The following is a 12,685-nucleotide window of genomic DNA, read 5'->3' on the forward strand; positions in this document are numbered from 1 at the left end:
GTGGTTTAACGGGAGGAAGTGTGAATTTTTTTATTAACTTCAGAAGATAAAACCCCAACTCCAATGCAACCAAAGATCGCTCGCTGGTACCTGTACATGGTGCCAGTACTGGCCCTCATCCTCGCGTTTGCCGTAGGCCATGTCCCGTATCAATATTATGTACCCGTATGGATGCTGAATAGCCTGTTGATGTTACAGGCGCTGCGCATATTGAGCGCCGGCACGCGGCCGGCAATACGTACGTTTGCCTGGCTCTCGGTGCTGCCCTGGGTGGCGTTTACCATTTTTGCAGGCATGGGGCGCCCGCCCCAGACCACGGAAGGGTGGGCCTTGCTGGCCACGGAACAGGAAGTGCGGTTTGCCATACTCATTGCAGGCAGCATTTCGGTGATGCTGGGGCTGTCTGTTATAGGCCAGGCATTGCGCGAAGCGGGCGCCGGGCTTCGCGGCCAACTGGCTGTGGCTGCGGGTTTCATGGCTACGCCGTTGTTCATTATCAATATGGCCTTTTGGGGCGCTTGCCTGCCCATTGCCATGCAACATTTTATGGCGAGCGGCGCACCGGAGGCAAGGCCGGACCTATGGGCGCCTTTGAAATACCTGTTCTTTGAAATTGCCAGCGTGGCGGGCCTGTTGTATTACCTGTGCGCCTTGTTACTGGCGGCCGGACTGGCACAGGTGGGCTGGATGAAACCGCGTAGTGCGCGGGTGGTGGGCGGTATCTGTATCGTGGCCATGGTGCTCTCCATCCTGCCACCGGGATTGCCCACCCCATTGGATGTTTTGTCTTACTTCGTGTCTATTCCTGCTATTGGTTTCCTGTTGTTTTATTACATGGCGCTGCACCTGCTTTCCTTAAAGGACAAGGAGGTATAAACACGAAAGCCCGCCACCAGGGCGGGCCTCCATGTTTATCAGGATAATGGAGATTACAGGCTGTTTTGTGCACGGGCTGTATCCGTCACAGATTTGGTGTCCGGCTTTACGGCACCCGTGGCGTTGATGATGTACTTGATCGTCACCGCGGTGCTGTCTTTTGCATTAGGAATACCAGACAGCAGGAAGGTGTAAATGTTTCCCTCCGTGAGGCTTACAGTGCGGCTGGTGCTTACCCCCGCGCTGCTGCTTACATTCAGCGTAAAGTTGCCCGCGCTGGCAGCGGCAAAGTCAGACACGCCACCAAAGGCCAGTTGCACGTCGCCATGCCCATTGTTGATATGCAGGGCGGCAGAATCCGGCACTGCATTCACATAGCGTACCAGGGCCGTGCCTTTGTCGGTTTGCAGGCTGTCTACATTGTCTTTCGTTACTACGTTGCGGTAGTTGCCTTTGGCGCCCATTACAAAAATGGAGTAATACTGGGTCGTGTCCAGTTGCGCGGTGCTGCTGGCCAGCAGGGTACCGTTCCAGTAGTTGTACGAACGTACATTGCGCTGGCCGGGCCATGCAGCCAGGTAGCCGCCGGTATAGCTTTGGTAATAAATGGGAGCAATGATAAAGCCGCCACCGGAAAGATCTACCCCGATATTGGACTGGTCAGGGGCCAGGTTAAAGGCCATGATCCCGGCCACGGGTACATTCGGATGATCGTTGTCATGATCTTTGTTACAAGCAATCAGGAACAGGCCTCCCAAGAGCACGACGCCCAGCATCGCAAGCATGTTTCTCGTTTTCATTTTGCAGGTTTTTTTTCAGTTAAGCGATTTCAATGGAACAATGTTACAGCTGTTACAGCCGTGGTTGTAACGCGCAGGTGTTATTATAGACAGCCGCATGGGCAAAGGGTTTATTTTTTTAAGGAATCCTTAACAAAATCGATTTAAGCAAGCATTGTGCCTGCGCTACCGGGCGCTGCGGAAAAATAAGGGTTGCGGGAAAACGCCTGCTGCGTTGTCCTGGTTGGGATGCCGGGAAGGCGCATGAAACACGGCTGGCGCTGGAAGAGCGGCACGCCGTGCCTGGTCCGGGTTCACGTACGCCTGGGCTAACTAAGGCCATCGTATTTAACCCTGCTGCCCATTAACAGGGTGACCATTTTTTATTTACTTTTAGCCCCGGTTTACCGGGCCTAAGGTCTTGCGCTGCAGCACGTCCCCGTGCGCTACCATCTGCGCCCACCATGCCCTTATTTTTTTACCTGCCCAAGGGCCCACGTTACTTCATTCAGTTATGAGAAAATTTCTCGACGAAGATTTTTTACTGCGCGGGGAAGTTGCCCGCCAGCTGTACCATGATTACGCCGCCACCATGCCGGTGATCGATTATCACAACCACCTGCCGCCCGACCAGATCGCGGCCGACAAGCAGTTTGAAAACCTGACCCAGGCCTGGCTGTATGGCGACCATTACAAATGGAGGGCCATGCGCATACACGGCGTGGCAGAAGCATACTGTACCGGCGCTAAGAACGATTGGGAAAAGTTTGAACAATGGGCGGCCACCGTGCCTTACACGATGCGCAATCCCCTGTACCACTGGACCCACCTGGAACTGCGCCGCTACTTTGATGTACAGGAATTACTCAGCCCGGCCAGTGCTGCCAGCATTTACCGCGTGTGCAGTGAAAAACTGCAATCACCGGAATATTCCGTGCAGCACCTGCTGCGCAAAATGAAGGTAAGAACCCTCTGCACTACGGATGATCCGGCAGACAGCCTGGAATTTCACCAGCAGTTGCAGGGGCTGGACATCAAAGTGCGCCCGGCTTTCCGCCCGGATAAATCCCTGGCAGTGGAAGATCCGGAGCACTACAACGCTTACCTGGAGCGCCTTGGCGCGGCCGCAGGCATTAACATCCGCCGCTACCAGGACCTGCTGGATGCACTCAAAAACCGGCATGATTTCTTTGCGGCTATGGGCGGTACGGTAGCAGACCATGGACTGGACAAGCTGTATGTAGCGCCTTTCACCGCAGCGGGCATCAACGCCAGCTTCGACAAGGTAAGAGCAGGGCAAACCATTTCCCCGGAAGAAGTAGCTGCCTTCAAATCGGCCCTGATGCTGCAACTGGCGGAGTGGAACGCGGAGAAAGGGTGGGTGCAGCAGTTCCATTTGGGGGCGCTGCGCAATACCAACTCCCGCATGCTCAAGCTGCTGGGACCGGATACCGGCTGGGATGCCATTGGCGATTATCCGCAAGGCATCGCCCTGGGCCGCTTCCTGGACCTGCTGGAAAGCAAAAGTAAGCTGGCCAAGACCATCGTCTATAACCTGAACCCGGCTGATAATACCATGTTCTCCACCATTGCCGCCAGCTTCAATGACGGCAGCACACCCGGCAAGGTGCAGTACGGGGCTGCATGGTGGTTCCTGGACCAGAAAGATGGAATGACGGATCAGCTGAATGCCTTGTCCAACACGGGTTTGCTGAGCCGCTTCGTAGGCATGCTCACAGACTCCCGCAGCTTTTTATCGTATCCCCGCCATGAGTATTTCCGCCGCATCCTGTGTGACATGCTGGGCACGGAAATAGAGAACGGGGAACTGCCGCACGACATGTCCTGGATAGGCAAGATGGTGCAGGATATCTGCTACAACAATGCCGCATCGTACTTCGGTTTCTAAACGGCATTTACCTGAAATAAAAACACCGGTCATCCTGCAACAGTGACCGGTGTTTTTTTATGGCTATATCGCAGGGCTTACAATGCCAGCGATGACTTTACTTCTTTGATAGACTTGAGCAGGGTAGCGGTGTGCTGCTGCAGGGTATCGTACTCGCCGTTTTCCAGCACGCCGGCGGTAATGAGCTTGGAGCCCAGGCCCACGGCGCATACACCGGATTTGAACCAGGTGGTAAGGTTCTCTTTGTTACGTTCTACGCCACCGGTGGGGATGAACAGCTGGCCGGGGAAAAGTTCGCGCACGGAACTGATGAACGCGGGGCCTACAATATTGGCCGGGAAGATCTTGATCAGCGGGGCGCCGAGCATCTGGGCCTGCAGGATCTCGGTGGGGGTCATACAGCCGGGCACCCACATTTTGCCGGCGGCTTTTGCCACTTCGGCCACTTCGGGCAGTACCACGGGGCTCACCAGGAAATCTGCGCCGGCATCCAGGAATGCTTTGGCTTCTGCAGCACTTTTAATGGTGCCGGTACCCAGGAAAAGATCCGGGAATTGTTTGCCAGTTTCGGCCTTCAGGTAACGGAAGTTTTCCAGTGCTTTCTCACCGCGGTTGGTAAATTCCACCACGCGTACGCCGGCGTTGTACAGGGATTTCAGTACCTGCAGGCACACGGCAGGATCGGGCCAGTAAAAGAGGGGCAACAGGCTTTGGTCCAGCAGTTGTTGCAAGGGCGTGGAATTATTGCTCATTTGATAAAATGGTTTGATGAATCGTATCAACGCTACTGGTGGTAGCATCGCTTTCGATGAAAAGTTTATTAAAAGCCGCTGCAGCAGCAAATTCCAGGGTTTGTGGCCAGTTGTGCCCCTGTGTGTGGCCATAGAGCAGGCCCGCCATGAAGCAGTCGCCGCTGCCTACCTTATCCAGGATGGATGCAGCTTTGTACGTGCGGGATACGATGGCTTCCGTGCGGGTATTGAGTGCGGCATAATATAAGATGCCGCCGCCCGGCTGGTCAAAACGGAAGGTGTTTGCCACGGCTTTCACTTTAGGGAAAGCCGCCATGAGGGCCTGGCTGGAGCGGGTGGCCTGTGCCAGGTAATCCGCCTGGGTATTGCCTTCCGGCCGCAGTGCATCCACCGGTATGCCCAGCATTTTCTCTGCCGCCCACACATTACCCATTACCAAGGTACAATGTTTTACGAGGGAGGGCATCACCTGGTGGGGCGTCATCTTGTACTGCCAGAGGCGGGCGCGGTAATTAAGATCCACAGACATGGGAATGCCCAGGTCTGCCGCGGCCAGCACGGCGGCTTCGCAAATGGCGGCCAGGGACGCGTTCAGTGCGGGCGTGATGGCGCTGAAATGGAACCAGCTCACATCTTCCAGGATCTGCTCCCAGTTGATCTCCGCCGGCTGCAATTGTGCAAAGGAGGAATGGGCGCGGTCGTAGATCACGCCGGTGTGCTGCAGGTCATTGCCCTTGGGCAGGTAATACAGGCCCAGGCGGCCTTCCCGCAGGATCACCGGTGTGGTATCTATGCCTTGCTCCTGCAGGTATTGCAGCAGCGAAGCGGAGAGGGCGTTGTCTGGCAGGGCGGAGAGGTAAGCAGGCTGTAAGCCCCAGCGGGCCAGGGCGGTAGCTACATTGGCCTCGGCGCCGCCCACAAAAAAGGGAAGCTGGTGGGTATGCAGCCACTGGCCGCTGAGGTCAGGACAAATGCGCAGCAAGAGCTCCCCGAAGCAAAGTATTTTTTTCTTGGACATGACGGTTTTCGGTAATGCGGTTGATAACGTGGGTTTAAAGATAAAGGTTGAATTTAATTAAAAGGAGCAAAACAGCCGCTAACGGCGGTAATAATTACTATAACGTTTTCATGGAGGTACTTGTTTGGCTTTCCCGGTGGCATGGACCGCCCGTTTTTTGCAGCGGATTTAACAATTTTTTTTGTTTTTATTTTTCAGTCTGGATTATCATTATTATCTTGACATAAGAAAGAGCGCGGCTATTGATGTTTGCCACAACCAAATTCTAAACACATTACCTTTTAGCTAACATAGACAAGTATCACCCAGCATTGAGCCGATTGAGAATTTTTCCTGAAATCATTTATCAGTGCGATGTTGTAACGTTGTAGGGGTATACAGGGAAAACACAGTATCACTTATTTTTACAACCAAAATCGAAACTTTCACCCTGCCAGTTTTCGCCATACGGCGGCAGTGACATTTCATTAATCCATCAACACACTTATGTATCGCACGGCAACGAGGGTTGCTGCGGTACATTTTTATTTTACAGTTGACAATAAAGGCCCCGTTTTCCACGGGAGCGGCTCCCGTATGCCTGTTATGAGTGATGGTCAACAGATCTGAGCGCCTGCTGCAGCGGGGAGGGGAGGTCCATATGCCGGTATTGAACGATTTGTTTTTATAAGCATCAACCAAAATCTGAATCATTATGCGAAAAATTCTACTGCTGCTTAGCTGCATGCTGTTAGTAATGGCGTCTGTGGTACATGCACAGGTGCATCCCGTGAATGGGAAGATCGTGGATGAAAACGGGAGCCCCGTGCCGTTTGCATCCGTAAAATTAAAGGGGTCTAACACGGGTACCTATGCCGATGCCAAAGGCCTGTTTACCATTAATGTAAAGCATGGCGCTACGCTCAATGTAACCGGTGTAGGCTATGTGCCGGTAAATGTAACGGTGAATGGGAGCGAGGTGGCCGTTGTACTGAAAACGGATGTACAATCGCTCAATGAAGTGGTGGTAACCGGTTTGGGCGAAGCCACTTCCCGTAAGAAAGTGCCCATTGATGTGGCGAGCGTGAACTCGAAGAACTTTGCAAAGAGTGCCACCACTTCGCTGGAACAAAGCCTGCAGGGACAGATCGCGGGTGCGCAGATCGTGCAGGATAACGGGCAGCCGGGTTCCGGCTTCACCATCATCCTGCGTGGTGTGAACGCACTGAACGATCCCGGCCCCATGATCCTGGTGGATGGTGTTGAAAACAACGATATGAGCGCCCTGGATCCTTCCATGGTGGACCATGTGGAAGTGATCAAAGGCCCTGCTGCCGGCCAGCTGTACGGTGCCAAAGGTGCCAACGGGGTGATCCAGGTATTTACTAAAAAAGGCAGCCGTAATCAACGCCCCAGCATTACCCTTACCTCCAAGATAAGCAGTGACCAGATCCTGCGTACCGGCCGCTCCCTGGTGGCGGAAAAGCACCACTGGAAAACAGATGCACAGGGCAATATCCTGAACTCAGACGGGGAAGTGCTGAAGCCGGACGCAAACGGCTACTGGGAAGATCCCGTGGAGGACCTGGACGTGAATGCCAGCAACGACAAGCCATACAACATCCCAACCTATGACCACCTCAAACAAGGCTACCGTACCGCGCTGACCTACAACAACGCGCTGAACATCATTGGAGGCGGTAACAATTTTGACTATGCATTCGGCGCATCCCGCCTGGACCAGCAGGATGTGTTCAGCAATAACTTCAACCGTACGAACGTGACGGCCAACCTGGGCATGGAACTGGCCAAGGGCCTGACCCTGCGTAGCACTACGCAGGCCATTTTTGGGTATAACAACCTGCTGGGTGGTAACCGCTTTGCCATGGTGAACTCTTATCCCTTCATTGATCTTACACACCTGGATACCTCGGGTATGATCGTGCGCAAGGCCAAGAATGAGAACCAGATCAACTCCCTGTCTGAAAAGCAATGGCACGACCGGAATAACAAAAGCACGAAGATCTTTGAGAACGTGAACCTGAATTACAAGTTCCCGAAGTTTGTAGAAGTGGATTTCAAGTATGGCTATAACCTGGCCATCTATGATAACTACAGCATGTACAAAAACCAGGAAAGTGCCGTTACCAAGAACATCTACTGGGGCCCTTCTGTAGATGGCGCCATCACGGATTATTACGACCGGCAGCTGAACCAGAACGCGCTGACCACGTTGTTCTTCAGAACAGATTTCAAACAGGACTTCCACCTGGACGTGCCGCTGCACACCGTTACCCAGGCGGCGTACGACTGGCGCTCCTTTGATGAACGTTATTTCAAAGCGGTGGGCGTAGGGCTGCCCACGTTCCCGCCGTACAACCTGAACTCTGCCAACACCAAAACGGTGTATGATAACGATGGAGACGGTACCAACCAGCATATCCGCACTTTTGGTTACCTGGTAAGCCAGTCGTTTGATTATGATGACTGGATCGGGATCTCCGGCGGCTTCCGTGCTGACTATGCGTCTACTTTTGGCGCGGGCCAGAAAGCAGCTACCTTCCCGCGCGGAACCTTCTTTGTGCATCCTTCCCATTTTCTCCGCATAAGCTGGCTCAATGACTGGAAGCTGCGCGCAGCCTATGCCTCTGCCGGTACACCTCCCGGCGCTTATGACCGCCAGATCACACTGGATGCAGGTACCCTGGGCGTAGGCGGTGTGGCAGTGTCACTACCCGGTACGGCCTCTAACCCCGACCTGGTAACACAAAAAACCAAGGAACTGGAAATAGGCACCGACATTGCCGTGCTGCCTACTACCGGCGATTGGTTCAGTAAAGTGAGCCTGAACGCAACGTATTGGAAGCGCCGCGCGGAAGATATTATTCAGAATGCAGACGTGGCCCCTTCTACCGGTTCCGGTGCATTGAAATCCAACCTTACTACGCTTAGTTCCCGGGGTGTGGACCTGGCACTGGACATTATCACGGCTTCCATGAAGAACTTCCAGTGGAACACGGCGGTGCGCTGGGGCTTTGCCAAAACGCACGTGGAAGATATTTCCAACCACCAGACCGTAGTAGCCGGTATGTTTGGCCTCCAGGAAAAACAGGACCTTGGCATCTTCTATGGCCAGACCCCGCTGCACAGCCTGGACCAGCTGATGGTAGATGGCAAAACACCCTACATTGCCGAAGCAGACCGTGGTAATTACACGCTGGTAAATGGCAACGTGGTGGATACCCGCACCAACGCGGCAAAGCTCACCGCTGCCAACGATCTGAAAGTGATCGGTAAATCCTTCCCCGACTTCAACGCCTCCCTCATCAATACCTTCACTATCTACCAGGCCTTCACGGTGTCTTTCCAGTTTGACTGGACCCATGGCAACCAGATCTACAACATGACCCGCCAGTGGCTGTACCGCGATAAGATTGCAAAGGACTATGATGATGTGATCAATGTGAATGGTAAGAGCGGCGCTTTTGCAGCCTATTACACCAGCATGTACAACACCCTGCAGCCTAACGGATGGTACGTGGAAGATGGTTCTTTCATCCGCCTGCGCGACCTTTCCCTTACCTACGACGCTACGCGCCTGATCAATGCCCGCTGGATGAAACGCCTGGCGGTAACTGTTTCCGGCCGTAACCTGGCCACCTTCACCAAATACAAAGGCCTGGACCCGGAAACCACTACCGCCGTGGATTCCCAGGGTAGCGGCATCTCCGGTGTGGGTGCCTTCAAAGGGGTGGACTACTTCACCATTCCTAACCTGAAATCTTACCAGGTAGGACTGAATATTGGTTTCTAAAATCTTGCGTGAACAAAAGGAAAAACAATGAAGAAGCTATTTATATATTTCGTGGTGGGCGCAGCGCTGGGTATTACTGCCTGCAAAAAATCCACCCTGCAGCAGGTAAACCCGAACAATCCATCCCCTTCCGGCTCACTCGTGGCGGAAAGCGGTATTAAAGGTTTTGCACTGGGTATTTTCCAGAAATGGATAGCCGATGTGCCGGGTGCCGCCGGTACCAATATCATGTTCATTGGTACCAATAACCACGCTATCATGGGGGATGAAGTATTTTCTCCCTACGGTAACTACGGCATGCGCTACACGGGCCAAACGTATGCCATCACCCTGCCTAATGGCACCAAGGTGATCAACCCTATCGGTACCACGCAGGAAGCGCAGTTGCAATCTACCAATACCCGCCTGGCCGGCTCTACCAACTCTTTCCTGTACGAATGGGATGCATGTTATTACACCAACTCACAGGCCAATACGCTGCTGGCAGCCCTGGACAATCCCGCGTTGAACTTGAGCGGCGATGCCGCCACGAAAAAGGCCGTGCTGAGCGCGTGGGCTTACTGGTGGAAAGGATATGCCTATTCCCGCGTGGGCTCCATGTACCTGGCCGGCGTGATCACCAACGACCTGGGAGGCGCAGGTACTACCAATGGGAACTATGTGGATCATAACGCCATCATCACAGAAGCGAATGCCAACTTTGACAAGGCGGCCGGTATCCTCAATGGTATTGCGGAAAACAGCGCTTATGATGAAGTGATGACGGCGGTGGTGCCCTCCTTCAACGACAATACAGACATCACCACCCCGGCAGCCTGGGTGCGCATGATCAATACCTACAAGGCCCGGAACCTGCTGGCCAACAAGAAGGTGGCTGCTATGACCGCGGCCGACTGGACTGCCGTTAAAACCCTGGCGGAGCAAGGCTCCCTGGCTACGGACCAGGTGTTTAAATTCGGTATGGACCCGGATGCCACAAATGACTTGTCTGCCAACTTTTTCCATCCCTTTGCATTCATGGGCGAAGGCTCTGCATTTACTTTTGTAAGTGAGCGCCTCATCCAGGATTTCAAACCGGGCGATCAACGCTTTACCAAGAACTTTAACCTGCTGCCTGCCGCACAGGTGAACGTGCGCAGCCGCGGGCTGCAGTTTGGCACCCGGTGGAATGCCATCGCCGTGGAAGATGGAGGCCGCTATGCTACCAATAATAGCATAGGTATTATGCCCCTGTGCGTGTCTTACGAAGAGGCGCGCCTGATGGTGGCAGAAGCCGATATCCGCACCACCGATGTGGAAGCAGGCCTCAAGATCATTGACGAAGTGCGCGATTACCAGGGCGCCGGGCTGGCGCATGTAGCCGGTACAGGGCTGACGCAGGCACAGGCCATTGAAGAACTGCGCCGGGAACGCCGCATAGGCCTGTTTGAAAGAGGGGTGGCATTTTACGATGCCCGCCGCTGGGGCGTTACCGCGCCTGCCGCGCAAGGCGGTGGCCGTGCAAACGCTATTGTAATGGTGCCCGGCCAGCTGGTAGGCTCCGCGTCTGCACAGGCACTGCCCTGCTTCATTGAGTATAACTACATGGACTACTGGGATGTGCCGCAGAACGAGCTGGATTTCAACGGCGCGCTTTCCGGTTCAGCACCCATTAAGAACTAAGGAGCACTGCATAAAATCAACCCTGGCCCGGCATGTACAATGCCGGGCTTTTTTTGCTTGCATACAGGACAAATACTTGTTACATTAACGCAACTATTGACAAGCTTATGCGAATTCATTGTTTCCACGTTATGCTGGCCTGCTGCCTGTCACTTCCCGCAGCAGCACAGGAGCGCATTGCGCTGAACCAGGATGGTTTTTATCCCGCGGGCCCTAAGCTGGCCTTTGTAACCGGGCACCTGCCAGGCGGCCCTTTTTATGTGCTCACGGAAAACCGTGCGGACACCGTGTTTAAAGGTACCCTGGGCCCGGAAACCGCCTCCCGCAATTCATCCACCGTGACACGCAGGGCCGATTTTTCCGCGTTGCGGCAAGCGGGACGCTATGTGCTGAGCATTCCCGGTGTGGGGGTTTCTTATGCGTTCCCGGTGAGGGCCCATGCCATGGAACCTGCATCCATAGCGGCTTTGAAAGGGTACTATTACCTGCGCTCCAACATGCCGCTGGAAGTTGCATATGCCGGGCCGTGGCAGCGCCCCGCGGGCCACCCGGATACGGCCGTGCTGGTACATGCCTCTGCGGCAGATGCCCGCCGCCCGGAAGGTACAGTGCTGGCCAGCCCTGGCGGATGGTACGATGCAGGGGATTACAACAAGTACGTGGTGAATTCCGGCATCAGTGTGTACACGTTGCTGGCTGCCTATGAAGATTTTAAACCGTACTACGATACGCTGCGTACCGGTATTCCCGAAAGCAGCAACCACCTGCCGGATATCCTGGATGAAGCTTTGTATAACCTGCGCTGGATGCTGACCATGCAGGACCCGCAGGATGGCGGGGTATACCACAAGCTCACCAATGCCGCTTTTGACGGATGGGTGAAGCCGGGAGCCACCACCTTGCCCCGCTACGTGGTGCAGAAAAGCACCGCCGCCACGCTGGACCTGGCTGCAGTGGCTGCCCAGGCGGCACGCATATTCGGTGCCTTTGAAAAAGAAGCGCCCGGGCTGGCAGATTCCTGCCGGCGCGCGGCCATTGCGGCCTGGAACTGGGCGCAGGCACATCCCGCGGTGCTGTACGACCAGGATGCGCTGAATAAAAGGTTTGCACCGCCCATCAGTACCGGCACCTATGGCGATAACCACGTGGAGGATGAATGGTTTTGGGCGGCGTGTGAACTCTATACCACCACCAAAGAAAAAGTATACCGGCAGGCATTGGAAAAACGTATATCCCTCCCCGTTAGTGTGCCGGATTGGGGCCATGTGCAGTTGCTGGGCTACTACACGCTGCTCCGCACGGGTGCCGTGGGCCGGCCCGCGCTGAAAGACAGCCTCCTGCGCCTGGCAGACGGGTATGTGAATGCCCTGCAGCACACCGCCTTTGCCACGGTAATGGGCGGCAGCACAAAGGATTTTGTATGGGGCAGTAACGCGGTGGCGGCAAACCAGGGTATGCTGCTGCTGGCGGCTTACCGGCTTACGCATGCCCCGCGCTATGCCCTGGCCGCGCTGGATAACCTGGACTACCTGCTGGGCCGCAATGCCACAGGATATTGTTTTGTAACGGGCCAGGGCAGCTTTGCTACTATGCATCCGCATCACCGGCCTTCTGTATCGGACGGCGTGGTGCCGCCGGTACCGGGGCTCCTGGCGGGAGGGCCTAACCCGGGCATGCAGGACCATGTGCATTACGGGCATACCGCACCGGAACTGGCCTATATGGACGATGCGGCATCTTATGCCAGCAATGAAATTGCGATCAACTGGAATGCGCCACTGGTATATCTTTGCGGCGGCATAGAGGCCCTGCAGCGGGACCTGGGGCTGGCCAGGTAACAATGAAGGGAACTGTTGTATGAATCCACGTAAAGGCCGGCGGTGAATTACGGCTTTG

At 54.7% G+C, this 12,685-nt stretch carries 8 protein-coding genes; 5 read left to right on the plus strand and 3 right to left on the minus strand.

Annotated elements, in window-relative coordinates; genetic code table 11:
• Positions 1-63 precede the first annotated feature (63 nt).
• Entirely contained in the window at positions 64-876 is an 813-nt protein-coding gene (locus DCC81_RS21865) for a hypothetical protein (RefSeq protein ID WP_108688798.1), read from the plus strand.
• 53 nt (positions 877-929) lie between these two features.
• On the opposite strand, the gene DCC81_RS21870 is transcribed toward DCC81_RS21865, so the two are convergent.
• Complete coding sequence (locus tag DCC81_RS21870; protein WP_108688799.1) at positions 930-1,676, minus strand: DUF4397 domain-containing protein; 747 nt, start codon at positions 1,674-1,676, stop codon at positions 930-932.
• A gap of 493 nt (positions 1,677-2,169) precedes the next feature.
• On the opposite strand from DCC81_RS21870, the gene uxaC reads away from it, so the two are divergent.
• Positions 2,170-3,564 carry a glucuronate isomerase gene (uxaC, locus tag DCC81_RS21875; RefSeq protein ID WP_108688800.1) on the plus strand — a complete coding sequence of 465 codons (1,395 nt, stop codon included), beginning with the start codon at positions 2,170-2,172 and terminating at the stop codon, positions 3,562-3,564.
• A gap of 77 nt (positions 3,565-3,641) precedes the next feature.
• On the opposite strand, the gene DCC81_RS21880 is transcribed toward uxaC, so the two are convergent.
• The gene (locus DCC81_RS21880; RefSeq protein WP_108688801.1) at positions 3,642-4,316 is read right to left on the minus strand and encodes a bifunctional 4-hydroxy-2-oxoglutarate aldolase/2-dehydro-3-deoxy-phosphogluconate aldolase; all 675 of its coding nucleotides are present in this window, start codon (positions 4,314-4,316) and stop codon (positions 3,642-3,644) included.
• Positions 4,306-5,334: a sugar kinase gene (locus DCC81_RS21885; protein ID WP_108688802.1), complete on the minus strand. Its 1,029-nt coding sequence runs from the start codon at positions 5,332-5,334 to the stop codon at positions 4,306-4,308. Before DCC81_RS21885 ends, DCC81_RS21880 begins: the two co-directional genes overlap by 11 nt.
• A gap of 694 nt (positions 5,335-6,028) precedes the next feature.
• On the opposite strand from DCC81_RS21885, the gene DCC81_RS21890 reads away from it, so the two are divergent.
• The 3 genes from DCC81_RS21890 (at position 6,029) to DCC81_RS21900 (ending at position 12,627) form a co-directional block, all read left to right on the plus strand.
• A complete protein-coding gene (locus tag DCC81_RS21890) occupies positions 6,029-9,127 on the plus strand; it encodes a SusC/RagA family TonB-linked outer membrane protein (protein WP_108688803.1) in 3,099 nt (1,032 codons plus the stop codon).
• A 27-nt stretch (positions 9,128-9,154) separates the two neighbouring features.
• Positions 9,155-10,789: a RagB/SusD family nutrient uptake outer membrane protein gene (locus DCC81_RS21895; RefSeq protein ID WP_108688804.1), complete on the plus strand. Its 1,635-nt coding sequence runs from the start codon at positions 9,155-9,157 to the stop codon at positions 10,787-10,789.
• A 107-nt stretch (positions 10,790-10,896) separates the two neighbouring features.
• Entirely contained in the window at positions 10,897-12,627 is a 1,731-nt protein-coding gene (locus DCC81_RS21900; RefSeq protein WP_108688805.1) for a glycoside hydrolase family 9 protein, read from the plus strand.
• Positions 12,628-12,685: the final 58 nt, after the last annotated feature.

The sequence above is a fragment of the Chitinophaga parva genome, from assembly GCF_003071345.1.
GTDB classification, from domain to species: domain Bacteria; phylum Bacteroidota; class Bacteroidia; order Chitinophagales; family Chitinophagaceae; genus Chitinophaga; species Chitinophaga parva.

What these genes read in the sequence shown, in the direction of transcription:
- DCC81_RS21865 (WP_108688798.1), top strand. Translation starts at nt 64, where the DNA reads ATGCAACCAAAGATCGCTCGCTGGTACCTGTACATGGTGCCAGTACTG.
- DCC81_RS21870 (WP_108688799.1), bottom strand. Translation starts at nt 1,676, where the DNA reads ATGAAAACGAGAAACATGCTTGCGATGCTGGGCGTCGTGCTCTTGGGA.
- uxaC (WP_108688800.1), top strand. Translation starts at nt 2,170, where the DNA reads ATGAGAAAATTTCTCGACGAAGATTTTTTACTGCGCGGGGAAGTTGCC.
- DCC81_RS21880 (WP_108688801.1), bottom strand. Translation starts at nt 4,316, where the DNA reads ATGAGCAATAATTCCACGCCCTTGCAACAACTGCTGGACCAAAGCCTG.
- DCC81_RS21885 (WP_108688802.1), bottom strand. Translation starts at nt 5,334, where the DNA reads ATGTCCAAGAAAAAAATACTTTGCTTCGGGGAGCTCTTGCTGCGCATT.
- DCC81_RS21890 (WP_108688803.1), top strand. Translation starts at nt 6,029, where the DNA reads ATGCGAAAAATTCTACTGCTGCTTAGCTGCATGCTGTTAGTAATGGCG.
- DCC81_RS21895 (WP_108688804.1), top strand. Translation starts at nt 9,155, where the DNA reads ATGAAGAAGCTATTTATATATTTCGTGGTGGGCGCAGCGCTGGGTATT.
- DCC81_RS21900 (WP_108688805.1), top strand. Translation starts at nt 10,897, where the DNA reads ATGCGAATTCATTGTTTCCACGTTATGCTGGCCTGCTGCCTGTCACTT.